This is a genomic window from Rhizobium sp. R635 (genome assembly GCF_002211285.1).
Lineage (GTDB): Bacteria > Pseudomonadota > Alphaproteobacteria > Rhizobiales > Rhizobiaceae > Rhizobium.
Genome location: NZ_LOKX01000033.1, coordinates 181,538 through 203,585, shown reverse-complemented (window position 1 = coordinate 203,585; position 22,048 = coordinate 181,538). Strand labels below are relative to the sequence as shown.

General features: G+C 63.7%; 20 protein-coding genes. 15 read left to right on the top strand and 5 right to left on the bottom strand.

Annotation, left to right across the window (positions count from 1 at the left end; all coding sequences use genetic code 11):
• Positions 1-618: 618 nt before the first annotated feature.
• From rpsT to mutM, 3 genes are all read right to left on the bottom strand, one after another.
• Positions 619-897, bottom strand: a complete 279-nt coding sequence (gene rpsT, locus ATY78_RS22345) for a 30S ribosomal protein S20 (RefSeq protein ID WP_064693542.1) — start codon at positions 895-897, stop codon at positions 619-621.
• A gap of 191 nt (positions 898-1,088) precedes the next feature.
• Positions 1,089-1,862: an enoyl-CoA hydratase gene (locus ATY78_RS22340; RefSeq protein WP_088684479.1), complete on the bottom strand. Its 774-nt coding sequence runs from the start codon at positions 1,860-1,862 to the stop codon at positions 1,089-1,091.
• 23 nt (positions 1,863-1,885) lie between these two features.
• Entirely contained in the window at positions 1,886-2,776 is an 891-nt protein-coding gene (gene mutM / locus ATY78_RS22335; protein WP_088684478.1) for a bifunctional DNA-formamidopyrimidine glycosylase/DNA-(apurinic or apyrimidinic site) lyase, read from the bottom strand.
• A 148-nt stretch (positions 2,777-2,924) separates the two neighbouring features.
• Between mutM and ubiE the strand changes: the two genes are divergently transcribed.
• The 9 genes from ubiE to vapB all read left to right on the top strand — a co-directional run bounded on the left by ubiE (position 2,925) and on the right by vapB (position 13,084).
• Positions 2,925-3,701, top strand: a complete 777-nt coding sequence (ubiE, locus tag ATY78_RS22330; RefSeq protein ID WP_088684608.1) for a bifunctional demethylmenaquinone methyltransferase/2-methoxy-6-polyprenyl-1,4-benzoquinol methylase UbiE — start codon at positions 2,925-2,927, stop codon at positions 3,699-3,701.
• 48 nt (positions 3,702-3,749) lie between these two features.
• Positions 3,750-5,324, top strand: coding sequence for a 2-polyprenylphenol 6-hydroxylase (ubiB, locus tag ATY78_RS22325; protein ID WP_088684477.1), 1,575 nt, complete (start codon positions 3,750-3,752; stop codon positions 5,322-5,324).
• A gap of 89 nt (positions 5,325-5,413) precedes the next feature.
• A complete protein-coding gene (locus ATY78_RS22320) occupies positions 5,414-7,000 on the top strand; it encodes an aromatic amino acid lyase (protein ID WP_088684476.1) in 1,587 nt (528 codons plus the stop codon).
• 19 nt (positions 7,001-7,019) lie between these two features.
• Positions 7,020-8,399: an amidohydrolase family protein gene (locus ATY78_RS22315; RefSeq protein WP_088684475.1), complete on the top strand. Its 1,380-nt coding sequence runs from the start codon at positions 7,020-7,022 to the stop codon at positions 8,397-8,399.
• The gene (locus ATY78_RS22310; RefSeq protein ID WP_088684474.1) at positions 8,396-9,676 is read left to right on the top strand and encodes a Zn-dependent hydrolase; all 1,281 of its coding nucleotides are present in this window, start codon (positions 8,396-8,398) and stop codon (positions 9,674-9,676) included. Before ATY78_RS22315 ends, ATY78_RS22310 begins: the two co-directional genes overlap by 4 nt.
• Positions 9,657-10,754, top strand: a complete 1,098-nt coding sequence (locus ATY78_RS22305) for a DUF917 domain-containing protein (protein ID WP_088684473.1) — start codon at positions 9,657-9,659, stop codon at positions 10,752-10,754. The genes ATY78_RS22310 and ATY78_RS22305 overlap by 20 nt, the downstream gene beginning before the upstream one ends.
• A gap of 3 nt (positions 10,755-10,757) precedes the next feature.
• Positions 10,758-11,087, top strand: coding sequence for a TfoX/Sxy family protein (locus tag ATY78_RS22300; RefSeq protein ID WP_088684472.1), 330 nt, complete (start codon positions 10,758-10,760; stop codon positions 11,085-11,087).
• Between the two features lie 67 nt (positions 11,088-11,154).
• Positions 11,155-12,816 (top strand): urocanate hydratase, encoded by a 1,662-nt coding sequence (locus tag ATY78_RS22295; RefSeq protein WP_088684471.1) that lies wholly within the window; start codon positions 11,155-11,157, stop codon positions 12,814-12,816.
• Positions 12,817-12,868: 52 nt separating this feature from the next.
• The gene (gene vapB / locus ATY78_RS22290; protein WP_088684470.1) at positions 12,869-13,084 is read left to right on the top strand and encodes a type II toxin-antitoxin system VapB family antitoxin; all 216 of its coding nucleotides are present in this window, start codon (positions 12,869-12,871) and stop codon (positions 13,082-13,084) included.
• A 49-nt stretch (positions 13,085-13,133) separates the two neighbouring features.
• Here the strand turns inward: vapB and ATY78_RS22285 are convergent, their stop codons facing one another.
• On the bottom strand, positions 13,134-14,384 hold the full coding sequence (locus ATY78_RS22285) for an MFS transporter (protein ID WP_088684469.1): 1,251 nt from the start codon (positions 14,382-14,384) through the stop codon (positions 13,134-13,136).
• Positions 14,385-14,474: 90 nt separating this feature from the next.
• Here ATY78_RS22285 and ATY78_RS22280 point away from each other — a divergent pair, with 90 nt between their 5' ends.
• Together ATY78_RS22280 and coaBC are read left to right on the top strand one after the other, a co-directional pair.
• A complete protein-coding gene (locus ATY78_RS22280; RefSeq protein WP_088684468.1) occupies positions 14,475-15,356 on the top strand; it encodes a LysR family transcriptional regulator in 882 nt (293 codons plus the stop codon).
• Between the two features lie 96 nt (positions 15,357-15,452).
• Positions 15,453-16,667: a bifunctional phosphopantothenoylcysteine decarboxylase/phosphopantothenate--cysteine ligase CoaBC gene (gene coaBC / locus ATY78_RS22275; protein WP_088684467.1), complete on the top strand. Its 1,215-nt coding sequence runs from the start codon at positions 15,453-15,455 to the stop codon at positions 16,665-16,667.
• On the opposite strand, the gene ATY78_RS22270 is transcribed toward coaBC, so the two are convergent.
• Complete coding sequence (locus ATY78_RS22270; protein WP_088684466.1) at positions 16,654-17,466, bottom strand: class II glutamine amidotransferase; 813 nt, start codon at positions 17,464-17,466, stop codon at positions 16,654-16,656. The genes coaBC and ATY78_RS22270 overlap by 14 nt on opposite strands.
• A 504-nt stretch (positions 17,467-17,970) precedes the next feature.
• Here ATY78_RS22270 and ATY78_RS22265 point away from each other — a divergent pair.
• The 4 genes from ATY78_RS22265 (at position 17,971) to ATY78_RS22250 (ending at position 21,981) form a co-directional block, all read left to right on the top strand.
• Positions 17,971-18,648 carry a FadR/GntR family transcriptional regulator gene (locus ATY78_RS22265; protein WP_088684465.1) on the top strand — a complete coding sequence of 226 codons (678 nt, stop codon included), beginning with the start codon at positions 17,971-17,973 and terminating at the stop codon, positions 18,646-18,648.
• Entirely contained in the window at positions 18,645-19,934 is a 1,290-nt protein-coding gene (locus tag ATY78_RS22260) for an MFS transporter (protein ID WP_088684464.1), read from the top strand. Before ATY78_RS22265 ends, ATY78_RS22260 begins: the two co-directional genes overlap by 4 nt.
• Positions 19,935-20,036: 102 nt before the next feature.
• Positions 20,037-21,569, top strand: a complete 1,533-nt coding sequence (locus ATY78_RS22255; RefSeq protein ID WP_088684607.1) for a carboxypeptidase — start codon at positions 20,037-20,039, stop codon at positions 21,567-21,569.
• Between the two features lie 10 nt (positions 21,570-21,579).
• The gene (locus tag ATY78_RS22250) at positions 21,580-21,981 is read left to right on the top strand and encodes a GFA family protein (RefSeq protein WP_088684606.1); all 402 of its coding nucleotides are present in this window, start codon (positions 21,580-21,582) and stop codon (positions 21,979-21,981) included.
• Positions 21,982-22,048: the final 67 nt, after the last annotated feature.

Genomic DNA, 22,048 nt, shown 5'->3' with positions numbered 1-22,048 from the left:
ACCCTCTCCGGCAGCCTCGCCTTAAACGTGTGGCCGCTGAAGACACAAAACATCCCCGTTCCGTAACAGCCACGTTACGGCCCAAATCCGTCAAGTGCTTGAAAAAACGGAAGCCTGAGGCTCCGTAACAAATGACACAAACTTATCGCCCTGCCGACGTGGCAGTTAAGACCGAGCCTCTGCAGGTGATGTCCGCGCCCTTTGTTGGAAGCCATTTAGGCAGGATCAAAAGGCAATATCAACGATGAATTTTACGCAAAATTAAGATGCAGGCATTGACTCCGCCCGGCGTTTTCGGGCGTCACACCAGCGTCAAAAAAGAATCGCTTTTGAATCAAGGAGATTCCCCTTTCGGGCTATTTTGACACGCATGGAAAGAAAAAAAATAAAAATCTTCTTGACTCGCCGATGGTCCCGGAAGCTCGGGGCAGAGTCGCGCAGTGCAAAAGCATCCTTGCGCAAGCTATTGTTTTTAAACAACTTTTCCTGTCATGGTGCTGACACGAAACAGTCGCGTAATTAACCATCCAAGGGGTTGCAAGCGGAATCGAAAAAGCCCGGTAAAATTACCGGGCTAATCATAACGAGGAGGTCGTTAACGAAATATTACAGAGGATATTACGCGGTCGCCGTGACCGACAGAGCCTTCACACGAGCGGCCAAGCGCGAGACCTTACGCGATGCCGTGTTGGAGTGAAGAACGCCCTTGCTGGCGGCGCGGGCCAGTTCCGGCTGAGCGGCCAGGAAAGCGGCCTTCGCCTTGTCGGCGTCACCGGATGCGATAGCCTCTTCGACCTGGCGAACGAAAGTACGAACGCGCGAGCGACGAGCCTTATTGACGTCGGTACGGCGGGCGATCTTGCGGGTCGCTTTTTTCGCCGAAGTTGTATTGGCCATGGATGCCTCTCTCAAGAATTCGAACAAACTCCGCCATTACCGCGGGCCCTGCGGCCACCAAATCCAGCAATGCGGGAGCAATCGCGGAAAACCAGACCGGCTTTCCGAACCGTGGGCGGGCATATAACTCTAAAGCCGGCCCACGTCAACGCGGATTTTCAAGCTTTCCAACCGGAAGCGCCTAAAAGCGCTCAACGGTGCTTAAAAGCGGGTTTGCGCTTCTCGACGAAGGCCGCCATGCCTTCTTTCTGATCCTCCATGGCAAAGAGACTGTGGAACAGACGGCGTTCGAACCGCAGCCCCTCCTCCAGGGTCACTTCGAAGGCGCGGTTGACCGCCTCCTTGGCCATCAGGACCGAGGGCCGGGAAAGCGACGCGATCTTTTCGGCCGCCGCCAGCGCTTCTTCGATCAGACGCTCGGGCGCCACCACACGCGAAACGAGTCCCGATCGCTCCGCCTCGGCGGCATCCATCATGCGGCCGGTCAGCACGAGATCCATCGCCTTCGCCTTGCCGACGGCGCGCGTCAGCCGCTGCGAGCCGCCCATGCCTGGAATGACGCCGAGGGTGATTTCCGGCTGGCCGAATTTCGCTGTCTCCGAGGCGATGATGAAATCGCACATCATGGCGAGCTCGCAGCCACCGCCGAGCGCAAAACCGCTGACGGCTGCGATCACCGGCTTGCGCGCCCTGGCGATGTCGTCCCAGCCGCTGATGAAGTCACTCTTATACATATCGGCAAACTCGAGCGACTGCATCTCCTTGATGTCGGCCCCGGCAGCGAAGGCGCGCTCGGAACCGGTGAGGACGATGGCGCCGATCGCCTCATCGGCGTGAAAAGCGGTATAGGCCTCCTTCAGTTCCCTCAGCACGGTGGAGTTCAGCGCATTCAGCGCCTGCGGGCGGTTCAGCGTGATGAGGCCGACATTGCCTCGGGTTTCGACGATCAGGGTCTCATAGGCCATGCTGTTCTCCCGGGTTCTCACTGTTACTTCTGGCAGGCGGCGCAATAGAAGGTCGAGCGGCCGGCCTGCACGATGCGGGCGACCGTACCGCCGCAGCCCGGCGTGCCGCAAGCCTGGCCTTCATGATCATAGACGGAGAAGGAATGCTGGAAATAGCCGAGCGACCCGTCGGTCTGGATATGGTCGCGCAGCGACGACCCGCCGGCGGCGATCGCATCGGCGATGACCTCGCGGATCGAGGCGACGAGCAGGTTCAGCGTCTCCTTCGGCTTTCCGCCTGCCGTGACCAGCGTGCCGGCGGCGCGGATGGGCGAAAGATGCGAGCGCCACAGCGCTTCGCACACATATATATTGCCGAGGCCGGCAATGTTCTTCTGGTCGAGGAGCGCGCTCTTCAGCGGCTGCGCCTTGTCGCGGAAACGTTCGGCGAGGTAGGCCGCCCCCAGTTCGTTCCCCGTCGGCTCCGGCCCGAGATCGCGGAAGAAGGGATGGGCGGCGAGATCGGCACGTCTTGCCATATCCATGAAGCCGAAACGGCGCGGGTCGTTATAGATCACGCGCCTTGAGCCGCCGGAGCTTTCCAGATGGAAGACGACGTGATCGTGCTTCTCATCCTTCGAGCGGGCATGGTGAAATTGCCCCGGTGTATCGGAGCCGGCGCCCTCCTCAATACGGAAAGAGCCGGACATGCCGAGATGGGAAATCAGCGTGTTGCCGTCATCGAGATCGACCAGCAGATATTTGGCACGGCGGCCAAGACCGACGATGGTGCGGCCAGAAACTTTCTCCGCCAAAGCGTCAGGAAAAGGAAAGCGCAGATCCCCACGGCGCAGCTCCAGCCTTGCGACGCGAGCGCCCTCCATCGCCGGCGTAAGGCCCCGTTTGACCGTTTCGACTTCTGGCAATTCCGGCATCTTAACCCATCTATATCTAACGTGTTTCAACCGAGGACGATGTGCGCTATAGCGCCAGTGTGCCGCGGAGAGTGCGGTCCAGTGATAACGTCGCGCGCGGTCTTTCGCTATGGCCGCCGTGCCGATCTGCAAGGAACGGAGCAGCCTGATGTCAGAAAGCCGCACTTCCGCCGATGGCGGCATGGAGACCTCCTACGGCTTCCGCGAGGTGGCGGGCGGCGAGAAACAGGGCCTCGTCAACGAGGTGTTCCACAAGGTCGCCAAGCGCTACGACATCATGAACGACGTCATGTCCATGGGCATGCACCGCGCCTGGAAGGATGCGATGATCTCGGCGCTCAATCCGCGCAAGGAGCCGGGCTACAAGGTGCTCGACGTTGCCGGCGGCACCGGCGACATCGCCTTCCGCATCGTCGAGGCCTCGGGTAAGCAGGCGCATGCGACCGTGCTCGACATCAACGGCTCGATGCTCGGCGTCGGCGCCGAGCGGGCGGAAAAGAAGAAGCTTTCCAGCAATCTCACCTTCGTCGAGGCGAATGCCGAGGAACTGCCCTTCGAAGCCGGCAGTTTCGATGCCTATACGATTGCCTTCGGCATCCGCAACGTGCCCCGGATCGATGTGGCGCTGTCGGAGGCCTATCGCGTGCTGAAGCGCGGCGGACGCCTACTGGTCTTGGAATTTTCCGAAGTCGAAATGCCGCTTCTCGACAAGATCTACGACGCCTGGTCGTTCAGTGCTATCCCGCAATTCGGCAAGGCGATCACCGGCGATGCCGAACCCTACCAGTATCTGGTGGAATCGATCCGCAAATTCCCGAACCAGGAGAATTTCGCGGCGATGATCCGCCAGGCCGGCTTCTCGCGCGTCACCTACACCAATTATACCGGCGGCATCGCCGCGCTCCATTCCGGCTGGAAGCTCTGAGGGAATGAAGGAAAAAAAGACGAACCTCCCTCAGTGGGGCACTTCAGCATGAGCACTTTCGGAGCCTATTTCCGCCTTTGGCGCGTCGGCTGGGTGCTCGTGCGCGAGGGCGTCGTGTCAGCTCTTCCTTCCGAAGGCTTACCGCCGCCGATCGCGCTCGCCAAATCCTTCGCCACGATTTTCGAGCGGGGCAAGGCGCGGCATCAGAAGCGCAGCGACCGATTGGCGCAGGCCGTCGAACGGCTCGGTCCCTCCTATGTGAAGATCGGCCAGTTCCTGGCGACGCGGCCCGACGTCGTCGGCGTCGAATTCGCCAACGACCTGTCGCAGCTTCAGGACAGGATGGCCTTCTTTCCGGTGGCCGCCGCCAAGGCCAATATCGAAGGCTCGCTCGGGCGGCCGATCGGCGAACTCTATGCGAGCTTCGGCGATCCGATCGCTGCCGCCTCGATCGCGCAGGTGCATCCGGCGGAAGTCGAAACGACCGAAGGCCGGAAGAAGGTCGCCGTCAAGATCGTCCGGCCCGGCGTGCGCCAGCGCTTCGCCCATGACATCGAGGCGATGTATCTCGTCGCCCATATGCAGGAGCGTTTCCTGCCTTTCAGCCGGCGGCTGCGCCCCGTCGAGGTGACGAAGACGCTGGAGCAGACGACGAAGGTGGAGATGGATCTTCGCCTGGAAGCCGCCGCTCTTTCCGAGATCGCCGAGAATACCGAGAAGGACCCGGGCTTCCGTGTGCCGAAGGTCGATTGGGAGCGCACCGGGCGCGACGTCATCACCATGGAGTGGATCGAGGGCACGAGAATGTCCGACGTCGAGGGCCTGCGCGCGGCCGGCCACGATCTCAACCTGCTCGCCGATACGCTGATCCAGTCGTTCCTCCGCCATACGCTGCGCGACGGCTTCTTCCATGCCGACATGCATCCGGGCAATCTCTTCGTCGATGCGGGCGGCATGATCGTCGCCGTCGACATGGGCATCGTCGGGCGGCTGGGCAAGAAGGAGCGGCGGTTCCTCGCCGAAATCCTCTACGGCTTCATCACCCGCGATTATATCCGCGTGGCAGAAGTGCATTTCGAGGCGGGCTATGTGCCCGGCCACCACAATGTCGAGAGCTTCGCCCAGGCGATCCGGGCGATCGGCGAGCCGATCCACGGACAGCCGGCCGAGACGATCTCGATGGGCAAGCTGCTGACGCTGCTCTTCGAAGTGACCGAACTCTTCGATATGGCCACCCGGCCGGAACTGGTGATGCTGCAGAAAACGATGGTCGTGGTCGAGGGCGTGTCGCGCATGCTCAACCCGCGCTTCAACATGTGGAAGGCCTCCGAGCCCGTCGTCGGTGACTGGATTCGCAACAATCTCGGGCCGAAGCGGATCGCCACCGATCTCAAGGACGGGCTGAAGGCGGCGGTGAAGCTTGCCGAAGCCGTGCCTGAAATCGCGGCGAAGACCGAAAAATTCCACCATCAGCTTCTGCATATGAGCGAACACGGCTTACGTTTCGACGAGCAGACGGCGGATGCGATCGGCAAGGCCGAGGCGCGGCACAACCGCTCCGCCAGGTTTGCGCTCTGGGTCATAGCATTGACGCTTCTCTATATTGCCTGGATGCTGAGCTGATCCGTTCGCAAAAACATGCTGTGTTCGGCATTTGGGATATCCCATGTGACGGAGGGCTCGCTTAGTCTCATTTTCAAGGAGATAGGCACATGCAGCACGAACGCCCCGGCATCGAACTTTCCGGACGACCGCTCGGTTTTGCCGAGATGGTGACGATCGGTGCGGGCAAGGCGGTCATTTCGGCTTCGCCGACCGGCATGGCCCGCATCGCCATCGCCCGCGAAGTCGTCGAGGATGCGATCGCGTCCGGCATGCCTGTCTACGGCTCGACGACGGGCGTCGGCGCGATGAAGGATGTGGAGTGGTCGGCAGACGAACTCGACACCTTCAATCTCGGCCTCGTGCGCGCCCATCATTTCGGCACCGGCACGCCCTTTTCCTGCAATGTCGTGCGCAACGCCATGGCGATCCGCGTCAATACGGCGCTGACCGGCCAGGTCGGCTGCACGCCGGAACTGGTGCAGGCCTATATGAGAATGCTCGAAGCCGACCTCGTTCCGGTCGTGCGCCGCACGGGCTCGATCGGCTGCGCCGATATCGGCCTCATGGGGCAGATCGGCGCGGTGCTGACCGGCGTCGGCGAAGCGATCTATCGCGGCAACCGGATGCAGGCAGCCGACGCCTTCCGGGCGGCGGGGCTGGAACCGGTGCGGATGGCGCCGCGCGACAGCCTCGCCTCGCTCAGCGTCAATGCGGTGAGCTTTGCCGCAGCGGCAGAGACGACACGCAGCGCCGCCGCCTCGATCCGCGTTCTGCTTTCGACCGGCATGATGGCATCAGGCGCGCTCGGCGCGTCGCGCGATCCCTGGAAGGCGGTTCGCCATGTCGGCACGGCGCGCGAGGCGCTGATCGGCGCCTGGCTCTGCAATGCCTCCGACGACTGGAACTGGCCTGTCGCAACGCATGTGCAGGATCCGCTCAGCCTGCGCATGATCGCCCAGGTGTTCGGCGCAGTGATCGAGAACCTGCTTTCAACAGGCCACAAGATCCTTGCCGCCACCGGGCGCTCGGACGATAATCCGGTCGTCGTCGAGGGCCGGGTGATGACATCGGGCGGTTCTCTTCCGCTCGACGTGACGATCCTGCTCGAATCGGCAGCACTCTGCATGGCGCATGCGGCGCGCAACGCCTTCAACCGCTGCGTCATTCTCGGCAACGGCCAGCGGCGCGACCTGCCGGTCAACCTGGTGCCGCCGGGACGGATCGCCACCGGTTTCGGGCCGATCATCAAGCTCGCCGGCGAGATCTTTTCGCGCGTGCTGTCGATGTCCAATCCGGTTTCCGCCCAGTCGCTCGTCGTCGCGGCCGGGCTGGAGGACGAAGCCGCCTTTCTGCCGCTCGTCATCGAGCGCTTCGATCGGCAGATGCGAGCATTGAAGCGCCTTGCGGCGCTCGAGGCTTTGCTCTCGGCCCAGGCGATCGACATTCTGGGCGACGAGCCCAGGGGTGTCGCGGCCATGCTCTATGAGGTCGTGCGCAAACATGCTGATTTCTATACGGTCGACCGGCCGCTTTCGGCGGAGGTGGAGGCCATCGAAGAGGAACTCGGCTCGGACGCCTTCCTCTCGAAGCTGACGGAGCAGGTTCCGATCGCTTCCTTCGACGATTTCTTCGCGCTCAGCTCGCTGGAACGGATCGAGGAGCGGCTGACACGCCAGGAACCGGTGGCGATCTGATTTCAGAGGAGGAACCGGCATGGACTTCGATCTCGTTCTGCAGGGCACGGTGGTGCTGCCGGACCGCATTCTCGACGAGGGCTATGTCGCCGTGCGCGATGGCAAAATCGCCGAACTCGGCCTCGGCGTGCCGCCCTCGGCCCACGAACGGCATCTGCTCGGAAAGGCTCTGATCCTTCCGGGCGCGATCGACGCGCAGGTGCATTCGCTCTCCCAGAAGGACCAAGAGGATTTCATCTGGTCGACGCGCTCGGCGGCGGCCGGCGGCGTTACCACGATCGTCGACATGCCCTATGACGAGGGCAATCTCGTCTGCTCTGCGGCGGCGGTGAAGCAGAAGATCGATCACGCGGGCCCGCAGGCGCGCGTCGACTTCGCCCTTTACGGCACCATCGACCCGGAAGAAGGCCCGGCGCGTATCCGCGAAATGGTCGAAGCCGGCGTTGCCGCGTTCAAATTCTCGACCTTCGGCACCGATCCCAAGCGTTTTCCGCGCATTCCCCCTGCCCTGCTCGATGCCTGCTTTGCGGCAATCGCGCCGACGGGGCTGACGGCGGGCGTGCATAATGAGGACGACGAGGCGGTGCGTAGCTACATGGAGCAGGTGAAGGCGAGCGGCACCACCGACTGGCGGGCGCACGGCCTGTCGCGGCCTGCGATTACCGAGCTTCTGGCGATGCATACGATCTTCGAGACCGGCGCCAATACAGGCTGCCCCTCGCATGTGGTGCACTGCTCGCTCGGGCGCGGCTACGATATCGCGCGTTCCTATCGCCGCGACGGTTTTGCCGCGACGGTCGAATGCTGCATTCACTACCTCACACTCGACGAGGAAAACGACGTGAAGCGCCTCGGCGGCAAGGCGAAGATCAATCCGCCCCTGCGGCCGCGCGCCGAGGTGGAGAAGCTCTGGCGGAAGGTGGCCGAAGGCGACGTCTGGCTGGTCTCGACCGACCACGTCAGCTGGTCGGAAAACCGCAAGACCAATCCCGACATGCTCGCCAACGCCTCCGGCGTTCCCGGCCTTGAGGTGATGGTCCCGCTTTTCGTGAAAGGCGCCCTCGAACGCGGCATTCCGCTGACATGGGCGGCCCGGCTGATGGCGGAAAATCCGGCGAAGCATTTCCGGCTCGATCATATCAAGGGCGCGCTGACACCAGGCAAGGACGCCGATATCACCGTGCTGGAGCCGCACGAAAGCGTCTATGACGCGTCCGAAAGCGGCAACAATGTCGTCGGCTGGAGCCCTTACAACGGCATTCGCCTGCCCTGGACCGTGTCCGCCACCTATCTGCGCGGCGAAAAGATCGCCGAGGGCGGGAAGGTGCTGGCCAAGCCCGGCGCCGGGCGGTTCGTGCGGCCACTGCCGCGCCAGGTGATCGCGGGAGCTGCCACATGAGCCGCAATCTGCCCGTCAATGCCGGCCGGATCGCTGAGGACATAGAGGCACTGGCCGGGCTTACCGAACCCGGGCATCCCTGGACGCGGCGCGCCTTCTCGCCGCTCTTCCTCGAAGGCCGGGCCTATATCGAAGCGCAGATGAAGGCGGCGGGACTGGAAACACGGATCGATGCCGCCGGCAACCTGATCGGCCGGCGCACGGGCCGCAAACCATGGCTCGGCACGATCATGCTCGGTTCACATTCCGACACGGTGCCGGACGGCGGCCGCTTCGACGGCATTGCCGGCGTCATCTCGGCCCTGGAAGTGGCGCGTGCGCTTGGCGATCAGGCTATCGAACTCGACCACGATCTCGAGATCGTCGATTTCCTCGCCGAGGAAGTCAGCATCTTCGGCGTCTCCTGCATCGGCAGTCGCGGCATGACCGGGCAATTGCCGGAAGCCTGGCTTTCACGCGTCAGCGGCGACCTCGACCTTGCCGGGGGCATCGCCCAGGTAGGCGGCGAGCCCGACGTGCTGATGCAGCAGAAGAGGCCCGATATAGCGGGCTTTCTCGAGCTTCATATCGAGCAGGGACCGGTGCTCGAAGCCGAAGGGGAGGATATCGGCATCGTCACCGCGATCTCGGGCATCACCCGGATCGAGATCACTGTCGAAGGCTGCGCCGACCACGCCGGTACGACACCGATGGACCGGCGGGCGGATGCCCTTGTGGCGGCATCGCAGCTGGTGCTCGACATCCGCAACGCCGCCGCCGAGCTTGCCAGGACGCCGGGACATTTTGCCGCGACGGTCGGCGAATTCAGGATCGAACCGAATGCGGCCAATGTCGTTCCCTCGAAAGCCGTGCTCCTGATCGACGGCCGTGCGGAAATCCGCGCCGACATGGATGCCTTCTGCCGCTGGCTCGACGGCCATGTCGAAAAATTGGCAACAGCCTACGGCGTGACCATCGGGACACCGAACCGGGTTTCCGACAATCAGCCGACACCGGGCGATGCCGGCCTGCTTTCGACGCTGGAGACCGCCTGTGAACGCGTCGGCACAAAATACCGGCGCATGGCCTCCGGTGCCGGGCACGATACGGCCTGGATTGCCAAGGTGGCGCCGGCAGCGATGATCTTCGTGCCCTGCCGGGACGGCCGCAGCCATTGCGCCGACGAATGGGTTGACAATGACGACATCGCGCTCGGCGCCGCCGTTCTTTTCCAAGCGGTGCGCGAGATGGACAAAAACTCGAAACAGGAGGCCGCCGATGGGACGCATACTGGTTGAGAAGGACGTGGAAGCCGCCGTCAAAGGCGGCTCCGTCTATGCCGCCGGCGGCGGCGGCTGGGCCGATCATGGGCGCATGCTCGGTTACGCAGCCGTCAATGTCGGCAAGCCGGAACTGGTCTCGATCGAGGAACTGAAGGACGAGGATTGGATCGCCACGGCTGCCGCAATCGGCGCGCCGGCCTCCACGACGCCCTGGGAAATGCAGGGCATCGACTATGTGAAGGCCGTCCAGCTCCTGCAGGAGGCGCTCGGCGAAAAACTCTCCGGTCTGATCATCGGCCAGAATGGCAAGTCCTCGACGCTGAACGGCTGGCTGCCGTCCGCGATCCTCGGCACCAAGGTGGTCGACGCCGTCGGCGATATCCGTGCGCATCCGACGGGCGACATGGGTTCGATCGGCATGGCTGCTTCACCCGAGCAGATGATCCAGACCGCGGTCGGCGGCAACAGGGCCGAGAACCGCTATATCGAGCTGGTGGTCAAGGGCGCGACCGCGAAGATCTCGCCGGTGCTGCGCGCCGCTGCCGATCAGTCCGGCGGTTTCATCGCCAGCTGCCGCAATCCGCTCAGGGCCTCCTATGTGCGCAGCCATGCCGCACTCGGCGGCATCTCGATGGCGCTTTCCCTCGGCGAAGCGATCATCGCGGCGGAGAAACGCGGCGGAGCAGCCATCATCGACGCGATCTGCAAGACGACGGGAGGGCATATCCTCAGTGAAGGCGTCATTACCCGCAAAGACGTCGTCTATACCAAGGAAGCCTTCGACATCGGCACCGTCACCGTCGGCTCGGGCGGGAAGTCGGTGACGCTGCATGTGATGAACGAATACATGGCCGTGGACGATGCGGATGGCGCGCGGCTTGCGACCTTCCCCGCCGTGATCACCACGCTTTCCGACGAAGGCGAGCCGCTCAGCGTCGGCCAGCTTCGGGAAGGCATGCATGTCTTCATCCTGCATGTGCCGATGGATATCATTCCGCTGTCTTCAAGCGTGCTCGACCCGACCGTCTATCCCGCCGTCGAAAAAGCGATGGGGATAGAGATCGCGCGTTATGCGCTGGCGGCGAGGGCTTGAGCCATGGCGCGCGATCCCGGCCTCGAAGAACTGCTGCGCGAGGAACTCGGCGACCGGTCGGGCCTTGCCGAAAAATCCATGTTCGGCGGCTGGGCCTTCCTGCTGAATGGCAACCTTCTCTGCGGTGCGCGCAGCGATGGCATGCTGGTCCGCCTCGGCAAGGGCAATGACGGCTGGGCGCTCGCACTGCCCGGCGTGATCCAGATGCGGATGGGCGAGCGGGTGATGCATGGCTGGGTGCGGGCCAATGCCGAGGTTTACGGCGACGATGCGCTGAGACGGCGTCTGCTCGATGCCGCGATCGGCTATGTGGAATCGCTGCCGGGCAAGTGACCAAGTAGCCATTTTCCCTTCTCCCCGCTGGGAAGAAGGGAAACAGAGAACCAAGCGAGGAAGCACGATGCCGAAGGCCAATCCACGCCATCCGAAATTTCCCATTCCCGGCGGACCGGAGCTGCGTGCCAAGGGCTGGCGACAGGAGGCGCTGCTGCGGCTTCTGGAAAACGTGCTCTCGGTCGGCGAAGATCCCGACAATCTCGTGGTCTATGCCGCGCTGGGGAAGGCGGCCCGCAATTGGGCGGCGCACAGGGGCATCGTCAAGGCGCTTACCGAGATGGAAGAGGACCAGACGCTGCTCATCCAGTCCGGCAAGCCGATCGGATTGGTGCGCACGCATGCCAAGGCGCCGCTGGTCATCATGGCGAACTGCAATCTCGTCGGGCAATGGGCAAAGGCCGAAGTGTTCTACGAGTTGCAGCGCAAGGGACTGATCTGCTGGGGCGGGCTGACGGCCGGCGCCTGGCAATATATCGGCAGCCAGGGCGTCATCCAGGGCACCTACGAGATTTTCATGCGCATCGCCGAGCGTCGCTTCGGCGGCGATCTCCACGGCCGGTTCGTGCTGACGGCCGGTCTCGGCGGCATGGGCGGGGCGCAGCCGCTTGCCGGCCGCATGGCGGGCGCGGCAATCCTCTGCGTCGACATCGATCCGGAGCGCGCTCGCAAGCGCCAGCAGATCGGCTATCTCCAGGAAATCGCGCCGGATCTCGATACCGCCCTTGAAATGATCGATGCGGCGGTGAAGGAAAAGCGCGCGCTGTCCGTCGGGCTCATCGGCAATGCGGCGGAGATCTATCCCGAAATCGTCCGGCGCGGCATCGTGCCAGATATCGTCACCGATCAGACCTCGGCGCACGACCTCGTCTACGGCTATGTGCCGAAGGGCATGAGCCTCGATCAGGTCAAGGGCCTGCGTGACGATGGGCAGGGGCAATTGATGGCAGCCAGCCGCGCCTCGATCGTCGAGCATGTGACGGCCATGCTGGAGTTCCAGAAACGCGGCTCGGAGGTCTTCGACAACGGCAACCTCATCCGCACGCAAGCGAAAGAGGGCGGCGTCACTAACGCCTTCGACATCCCCATCTTCACCGAAGCCTATCTGAGGCCGCTCTTTGCCCGGGCGATCGGGCCGTTCCGCTGGATGGCGCTGTCAGGCGAAGAGAGCGATATCGCCCACATCGACGACCTGTTGCTCGAAATGTTCCCCGACAACAAGATCATCACCAACTGGATCCGGCTGGCGCGCGAGCACGTCCCCTTCGAAGGATTGCCGGCGCGTATCGCCTGGCTCGGCCATGGCGAACGCACCGCGCTCGCCCGGCGCGTCAATACGCTGGTGGCGAGCGGCGAACTCAAAGGTCCCATCGCCTTTTCCCGCGACCATCTCGATGCCGGCGCCATGGCGCATCCCAATATTATGACCGAGCGGATGAAGGACGGCTCCGATGCGATTGCCGACTGGCCGCTGATCGATGCAATGATGCTCTGCTCCTCGATGGCCGATCTCGTCGTCGTCCATTCCGGCGGCGGCGGCTATGCCGGCTACATGACGAGCTGCGGCGTCACCGTCGTCGCCGACGGCACCGATGCCGCCGACGAACGGCTCGATCATGCGCTGACCAACGACACGGCGCTTGGCGTCATGCGTTACGCCGATGCGGGTTACGAGGACGCGCTGGATGAGGTGGCGAAGAAGGACGTGCCCTATCTCAGGCTCGGTTGAACTGAATCAAGAATTGCTGCAATAATTGTCATATCTCATCGGGAGCCATGGCATGGAAACGGCAAAGATCTTCTGGTCCGGGCGCTTTCAGGCCGTCCGCTTGCCGAAGGAATTCCGCTTCGATGGCGATACCGTCGCCATCCGGCGCCAGGGGCGTGCGATCATTCTCGAGCCGATTTCTGAAGATTGGGAATGGCTTGCTGACGTGACCGGGCCTGTTGATCCCGACTTTGCGGCAGCGGCCGAGCAACAGCCTCAGCGGGAGTGAATCGAATCGATTTCTTCCAATGAAATACCTGCTCAACGCGAATGTCGCCTCATGCCTTTCTCCTGGCGAAGTGTTGCGCGACACAGGCTGACATAAAGGCCAGCGCCAGCATGGCAAGAGTGAAGAAGACGACGGCTGCCCAGCCTTCGATTGCCCAGAACCAGCCGCCGGCCGAACCCATGAGGCTGGAGCCGACGTAATAGGCCAGCATGTAGATGGATGAAGCGTGCCCCTTGTTGCCAAGGGCAAGCTTGCCGACAAGGCCGCTGGCGATGGAATGGCTCATGAAGAAGCCTGTGGTCAGCACGATGATACCGAGAATGATCGACGGCAGCGAGGCGAAGAGCGTCAATGCGCTGCCGGTCGCCGTCAGCGCGAGGCCGAAGAGAAGTACCGGAAAGTGGCCGATCCGGTCGCCTAGCAGGCCGCCGATCGAGGCGGCGCCGATGCCGAAAAGATAAACGGTGAAGATCAGGCCGAGCTCCGTCTGATTGAGACCATAAGGAGGGGCCACGAGGCGGAAACCGGCATAATTGTAAATCGTCACGAAAGAGCCCATCGCCAGGAAGGCGATTGCGAAGATGAAGGGCAGCGCCGGATTTCTGAGATGACCGAGCCAGGCTCTCACATGAAAACGCAGGTCGAAGCCCGGCCGGCGGACGAAATTCCTTGATGGCGGCAGGAGGGCGATGAAGCCGATCGCAGCGGCAAGGCCGATGGCGCCGATCAGGAAGAGCGCCGGGCGCCAGGTGAGATATTCGGCAAAGATGCCTGTCAGCACACGGCCGGACATGCCGCCGAAGGCCGTGCCGCCGACATAAAGGCCCATGGTGGCGCCGAGGCCGCGCGGATCGATCTCCTCGGCAAGGTAGGCCATGGCGACGGCGGGCACGCCGCCGAGAACAAGGCCCTGCAGGGCGCGGATGACGAGCAGCAAGTGCCAGTCCGGCGCAAAGGCCGTGGCGATCGTCAGCAGGGCTGCGCCAACCAGTGAAATCGACATCAGGCTGCGGCGGCCAAGCCCCTCCGAAACGGCGGCGGCGCAGACGATGGCGAGCGCCAGGAAGCCGGTGGAAAGCGACAGCGACAGCGAGCTTTCGGCTGGGCTGACGGAGAATTCCTGTGAGAAGATCGGCAGCAGCGGCTGGACGCAATAGAGCAGCGAAAAGGTGGAAAAGCCGGAGAGGAAGAGCGCCAGGCTGGCGCGGCGATAGGCGCCGGTGCCGCGCGTGAGGTAGAGTTTCTGCCCTGGCACTGCGGCCGTCTCGGAGGTCTTCACTGCATGCGCTGACATCGGCATATCGTCATCCTTCCGCTTCCGATCTAGTCAACGCCGCCCCATTTGTCCAATATATCAAACTGGCGATCTCGATAGGTTTTGGAGATGACGATGGAGTTGCGGCACCTCAGATATTTCCTGGCAGTGGCGGAAGAAGGCAATTTTACCCGGGCCGCCGGCAAGCTCGGCATCGGGCAGCCGCCGCTCAGCCAGCAGATCCGCGACCTGGAGACGGAAGTTGGCGCTGCACTGTTTCATCGCGTACCGCATGGCGCCGAGTTGACGGCGGCGGGGACTGCATTCCTCGGCGAGGCGAAAGCCGCGGTGGCGGCAGCGGAAAAGGCGAAGCTTGCCGCCCAAAGAGCCAATCGCGGCGAGACCGGGCGCCTGTCGCTCGGTTTCACCGCCTCCTCCGCCTTCAATCCGATCGTCAGCACGACGATCCGCCGTTTCCGGGCGCGCTGGCCGGAGGTGCGGCTGGCGCTGACCGAAATGAATACGCTGGCGCTGATGCAGAAGCTGGAAGGCGGTGAGCTGGACGCGACCTTCATGCGCCCCGGCCTCGACGACCCCGCCGGCATCAGGCTGCGGCGGCTGGCTGATGAGCCGATGGTGATCGCCCTGCCCGCCAGCCACCCGCTGGCCCGGCATTCGGCCCTGCCGCTTTCGGCGCTCGCGAACGAACCCTTCATCCTCTTTCCCCGCCTCGTGGGCTTGAGCCTTTACGACGACGTCGTGCTTGCCTGCCGCAGGGCGGGATTCGAACTGACCGTGGCGCAGGAGGCGCCGCAGATTTCATCCGTGGTCAATCTGGTGGCGGCCGATCTCGGCGTGTCGATCGTGCCGGCCTCGATTTCGCAGATCCGGCTCGAAGGCGTCACCTACCGGCCGATCGAAGGACCGCCGGCGGTCGCGCGGCTGGCGCTGGCGATGCTGAAGACGCATCCCGCGCCGGTCACGGAGAACCTGATGAGCCTGCTCATCCATGAATGACTTCGCAGGCTTCGAATAGGAACGCCATACGCGATTGCATGTTCTCCGCCAAAGGCTTAGGGTCTGGGACCGGTAAAAACCGACGGGTAGAAAGCCATGGCTCTCAGCGGTAAACGCATCCTCCTCATCATCTCGGGCGGCATCGCGGCTTATAAGAGCCTCGATCTCATCCGCCGGCTGCGCGAGCGCGGCGCGAGCGTTCGTCCCGTCATGACCAAGGGCGCGCAGGAGTTCGTCACGCCGCTTGCGGTCGGCGCGCTGGCGGCGGATCATGTCTTTGTCGATCTGTTTTCGCGCCAGGACGAACAGGATATCGGCCATATCAGGCTGGCGCGCGACTGCGACCTGGTGCTGATTGCTCCTGCCACCGCCGATCTGATGGCGAAGATGGCGAACGGGCTTGCCGACGACCTCGCCTCGACCCTGCTTCTGGCGACGGACAAGCCGGTGCTTGCCGCCCCGGCGATGAATCCTAGAATGTGGGCGCATCCGGCGACACGACGCAACGCGGCGACGCTCAGGGCGGACGGCGTCCATTTCGTCGGGCCGATGGCCGGCGAAATGGCCGAAGGCGGGGAAGCCGGGCTCGGCCGGATGGCGGAACCGCTGGAGATCGTGGCTGCCACCGAAGCTGTCTTCGAGGGCGGCCGGCACAAGCCGCTTGCCGGGCGAAAGGCGATCGTCACGTCGGGACCGACGCATGAGCCGATCGATCCGGTGCGCTACATCGCCAATCGTTCCTCCGGCCGGCAGGGACATGCGATCGCCGCAGCCCTTGCCAAGCTCGGAGCCGATGTGACGCTCGTATCCGGGCCGGTAACGATCCCCGATCCGATCGGCGTCAACGTCGTGCATGTCGAGCGGGCGGAGGAGATGCGCGACGCCGTGCTTGCGGCGCTGCCGGCCGACATCGCCGTGATGGTGGCGGCGGTGGCGGACTGGCGCGTGGCCTCGGCCGCCGACCAGAAGCTGAAAAAACATCCGGGCGAATCCATTCCGACGCTGGCGCTGACCGAGAACCCGGACATCCTGAAGACTGTCGGCCATCACACGATGCGGCCGAAGCTGGTCATCGGCTTTGCCGCCGAGACCCAGGACGTCGAAAGCAATGCAAAGGCGAAGCTCGAGAGGAAGGGTGCCGATATGATCGTCGCCAATGACGTCTCTCCCGCGACCGGCATCATGGGCGGCAGCCGCAACAGCGTCAAACTCATCCGCCACGACGGCGTCGAGCAATGGCCTGATCTCGCCAAGGAAGAGGTTGCTGAACGATTGGCGGCGCTGATCGCCGAGAAGCTCAGGCTGATATAGTCACGCGCTGCGGCTTTGCCGTGTTGCGTTTTCCCGGCCGGAAATCGGTAACCTCGATGCCGTTCCTGCCGATGGTAACGGCGCTGCCATCCGGAATTTCGGCCCAGGCATCGACATCGTCGTTCAACGGCTCGGAGACGAGGCAATGACCGGCGCCGACAGGAGAGGCATAGAGCGTCGGCGCCTTGCGGTCCGTGGCATAACGGATCGCATAAAGCGAATTGCCGTCGGAGAAAGCGGCGGTGAAACGCAGCAGGATGGAGCCGAGAGTGCTTTCGGCCAGATCCTCGACGAAGCCGACCATCTCAGCCATCGCGGCGATCGGCGTCTCGCGCAGGCCGAACTGCAGTGCCAGCAGGAACATCAGCTCGGAATCGGTCGTGCCGCCGCGGGCGTTGAACAGCTCGTCGTCGAGCATCGCCTCCATCGGCCGGCGCAGCCGTTCGAAGCCCGAGACCTGGCCGTTGTGCATGAAAGACCAGTTTTCATGGGTGAAGGGATGGCAGTTGTCGCGCCGTGTGCCGCCGCCGGTCGCGGCGCGGACATGGGCGAGGAAGAGCGGCGAACGGATCTGCCGCGCCAGGCTCTTCAGGTTGCAATCCGACCATGCCGGCAGGATGTCGCGGTAGCGGCCGGGTTCGGGCCTGTCGCCATACCAGGCAATGCCGAAGCCATCGCCGTTCGTCGCCGTCTTGGCGCGGGTGGCGCAATGGGACTGCTCGATCAGCGAATGGGCGGGCGAGGATACCAGCTCCTCGAGATAGAGGGGATCTCCGCGATAGGCTGCCCAGCGACACATGGCTTGCTTGCTCCCGAACCCGCCGCTCGGCGGGAATACTGAAATTGTCGAACGCTGCGGCTAACAAGAGCTTAACGCCTGGCCGGTTTGCAAACGGATCATGACGGATTCGTGACCGATAACAGCTTCAAATTCGGCAAAACGCTGTGTTCTTTTGTGAACGGGACGCCGTGACCGCGGCGAGCGGTTGGAAGCATTTCTGCTTGCATCTCGGAAGAATCGCTCTACCTTCAATCCATCGGCAACAGAACGAAAGGAAGGTGATCCAATGTCTAATGAGATTTCGGACCTCGTAACGGGCATGGAAGAGGTGATGAAAGCGAGGCAGCCCTCGCTCTAAGACCCGCCTTCCTGGGGCTGCATCGACAGTCCAGGCCAGTTCGAGGCCAAACTCATGGAAAGGGTCGCTGAGGCGGCCCTTTTTTATTGCCTGAATTTCGAGCGTTGACGGCGAATCCAAATTCTTCTACTCATAAAGTCATCAGATGACTTTATGAGTAGAAGATGCAGGCGCTCAGCAAGACCAATCTCGCCGACGAGGCCATCGAGGCGATCCGCAGCGACATTCTCGGCAAACGCTGGGCGGTCGGCGACAAGCTGCCGAACGAGGCCTCGCTGTCGGCCATGCTTTCCGTCAGCCGCGGCACGGTGCGCGAGGCGGTGCGGGTGCTCGTCTCCCAGGGTTATCTCGAAACCCGACAAGGCTCGGGAACCTATGTGCGCTCGACGAGCGATGCCGGCCGGCCGCTGACGATGGCGCGGCGCGCAAGCCTGCGCGATCAGTTCGAAGCGCGCTGCGCGCTCGATGTCGAAGCTGCCCGGCTGACGGCGATGCGCAAGACGCCGGAGGTGATTGCCGATCTCCGCAGGCTGCTGAACGAACGCGGCAGTTACGCCGGCGGCGATGAAGCCGCCTTCATCGAACGGGACCTCGCCTTCCACAAGGCGGTCATCGCCGCTTCCGGCAACCGGGCGATGATCGAGATCTACGATTTCTTCTCTGCCTCGATCGCCGACACCATCGCGGCGACGCTCGGCAAGGACATCCCCGAACCCGACATGCAGGCGCATGCCGATATCGTCGACGCGATCGAAACCGGCGATCCGAACAAGGCGGATGCGGCTGTGCGCCGCTTCATGGCGCCCGTTCTTGCCGCGCTCGACCGGATGATCCTGTCATGAACACACCTTCCAACGATGCCGCCATCACGCTGGAGGCGGCCGACGAATTGCTGATCGACGCCGAGGCCGGCAGCCTTCCCTCGCCACATGCAACGCCGGTGCAGAGTGGCGCGGATCGGTTCCTGCTCGGCGCGAGCCTCGTGCTGATCGCTTTCAATCTGCGCCCGGTCTTCTCCAGCGCCTCGGCGCTCTTGCCGGAGATCCGCTCCGAACTCGGGCTGAGTGCACTAGGCGCCAGCCTGCTGACGACGCTTCCGGTCGTCTGCCTGGGCGCCTTCTCGCCGCTTGCGCCTCGTCTTGCCCAGCGCATCGGGACCGAACGCACGTTGCTCGGCGTTGTTCTTCTGCTTGCGCTCGGCACCGGTTTGCGCGGGCTGTCCTCCGTGCCGCTGCTCTTCCTCGGCACCGCGCTTGCGGGCGCCGGCATCGCCGTCGGCAACGTGCTGCTGCCGGGGCTGGTGAAACGGGACTTCCCCACCCGCGCCGCGCTGATGACCGGCTTCTACACGATGGCGCTCTGTGCAGGTGCGGCGAGTGCGGCCGGGCTGACGCTGCCGATCGAACATATGCTCGGCGGCTCCCTCGCGGGCGCGCTCGCCGCCTGGGCGTTACCGGCTCTGATCGTCGGTCTCATCTGGCTGCCGCAGGTCCTTCGCAGCGGCGCCCAGGCAAGGCGAAACGGCTTTCGCATCGAAGGCCTCTGGCGGGACCGCCTGGCCTGGCAGGTCACGCTGTTCATGGGGCTGCAATCGGCGCTGGCCTACTGCGTCTTCGGCTGGCTCGTTCCCATCTTGCGCGAACGCGGGCTCGACGGCGTCACCGCCGGGGCGATCGTTTCGCTCTCGGTGATGGTACAGGCGGCCTCCTGCCTCGTCGTGCCGCATATCGCCGTGCGCGGCCGGGACCAGCGGCTGATCAATGCCAGCCTCTGCGGCGTCGCCGTCACCGCCCTGCTCGGGCTGCTTTTCGCACCGCTTTCGACCGTCTGGCTGTGGGCGGCGCTGCAAGGCATCGGCCAGGGTGGACTGATCGCGGCGGCCATGACGACGATCGTGCTGCGCTCGCGCGATCCCGATGTCGCCGCCCATCTCTCCGGCATGGCGCAATGCGTCGGTTATCTCCTTGCGGCCATCGGCCCGCTCGTCGTCGGCCTCATTCGCGGCTGGACCGGAAGCTTTTCCTGGTGCGCGGTTCTCTTCATCGCACTTGGGCTCGGGGCCGCGATCAACGGCTGGAAAGCCGGCCGGGCGCTGGAGGTGAATGTGCGCGCCGTCGAGAAAGTCTGAGCCGCCCTCGCGCTCACCGGCCCATCACCATCTCTTGATGCCCGTGGTCTCCGGCCGATGTTACGCTATCTCCGCCTGCATTCGCACGCCGGAGGCCATATCTTGCGCATACGACCCCTCTTTCTGCTGGCCGCACTAGCGGCGTCTCTCGCCCCTGCCCTTTCCCTGGCGCAGGAAGGCGGCGAACGCCAGGCGAATGTCGAGCGCAGCGCACGCGACGGCGTGCTGAAGCTGCTGCCGGCCGATTCCGTCACTGAGCACGAGCTGACGGTCGGCGCCCGGAAGATCGCCTATACCGCCACCGCCGGCACGCTCGATCTTTTCGGCCAGGACGGCGCGCAGACCGGCGCGATCTTCTATACCGCCTATGTTCAAAAGGACGGCGGACCCGACCGGCCGCTGACCTTTGCCTTCAACGGCGGGCCGGGCGCGGCTTCCGCCTTCCTGCATCTCGGGCTGGTCGGGCCGAAAGTGCTGGATTTCGGGGCGGAGGGGCGCGACGGCGCCCATGCGCAACTCGTCGATAACCCGCAAAGCTGGCTCGATTTCACCGATCTCGTGCTGATCGATCCGATCGGCACCGGCTGGAGCCGGACGGTCAAGGCGGACGATGCCTCCAACTATTACAGCGTCAATGCCGATGCCCAGAGCATCGCCAAGGCAATCGCGCTTTATATCGCCCACAACAACCGATCCAACTCGCCGAAATATCTGCTCGGCGAAAGTTATGGCGGCTTTCGCGCAGCCAAGGTCGCCTCGGTATTGCAGGAAAGCCAGGGCATCGTCGTCGCCGGCGCCATCATGCTTTCGCCCCTGCTCGAGGGGCAGTTGATGTTCAATGCCGATCAGTTCGCGCTCGGGGCTGCACTCGAACTGCCGTCGCTGGCCGCAGCCAGGCTCGACCGGGAGAAGGCCTTTGACGAAGGGAAGCAGCGCGAAGCCGAGACCTTTGCGCTCGGCGACTATCTGACGACGCTCGCGGGTCCGCCGCCGGAGGGCGCCGATGCCGACGCCTTCTACGGCAGGATCTCCCGGCTGACCGGCATTCCTCAGGATATCGTCGCCCGCAACCGCGGCTTCCTTGGCAATTCCTTCGTCAAGCATTCGGATGCGGGGAGCGGCGAGGTGATGAGCTCATACGACGCCTCCTTTGCAGCACCCGATCCCTATCCGGAATCGGATTACGACCGCGGCGACGATGCCATTCTCGACGGCTTCACCCGCGCCTATGGCGGCGCCTTCGCCGACTATGCCCGCAACGAACTCGGCTTCAAAACCGAAATGACCTATACGCTGCTCGACAGCGATATCAGCCGGCGCTGGGAATGGGGCGGCGGCCATGGCGGCGGATCGCGCTTCCAGGCGAGCGCCACCGACGACGTCAGGCAGCTGCTCGCCTCGAATTCGGCATTCCATCTCCTGATCGCCCATGGCTACAGCGACCTGGTGACGCCTTACAGCGTCAGCCGCTACGTGATCGACCATCTGCCGCCGTCGCTTGCCGCCGGCCGCGTCAGTCTGGAACTCTATCGCGGCGGGCATATGTTCTACACGAAAGCCGATCAGCGGGCCGCCTTCACCGCGAACGCCAAGGCCTTCTATGCCGCGCGCCCGGCCGCGCAACCGGCGGACTGAGGAATTGCCGATGCACATAACGGGAGGATGCCATTGCGGGGCGATCCGCTATCAGGCGGAGATCGAACCGGAGCGGATATCGATCTGCCACTGCACCGATTGCCAGCGGCTGACGGGGTCCACCTATCGCGTCACCGCGCCGGCGCGGCCGGGAAGTTTCGGTCTCATCGCCGGTGAGCCGAAAAGCTATACGAAATACGGCGACAGCGGCGGTCTCAGCCGGCAATTCTTCTGCCCGAACTGCGGATCGCCGCTCTACCGCACGGACGCGGAAGGCGGTGCGATCGGCATCCGCCTCGGCGGCATCGATCAGCGTCGGGAGCTGACGCCCAGAAAACAAATATGGTGCCGATCGGCCCTGCCCTGGGTCGAGAATATCGAGCCACTGCCGCGGTTTGACGGAGAGGATTAGCGGGACGAGGGCGCTTGGGCGCTGCGGCAGGCCGCTAGGCTTATTTCAGGCAGCACAACGATCAGCA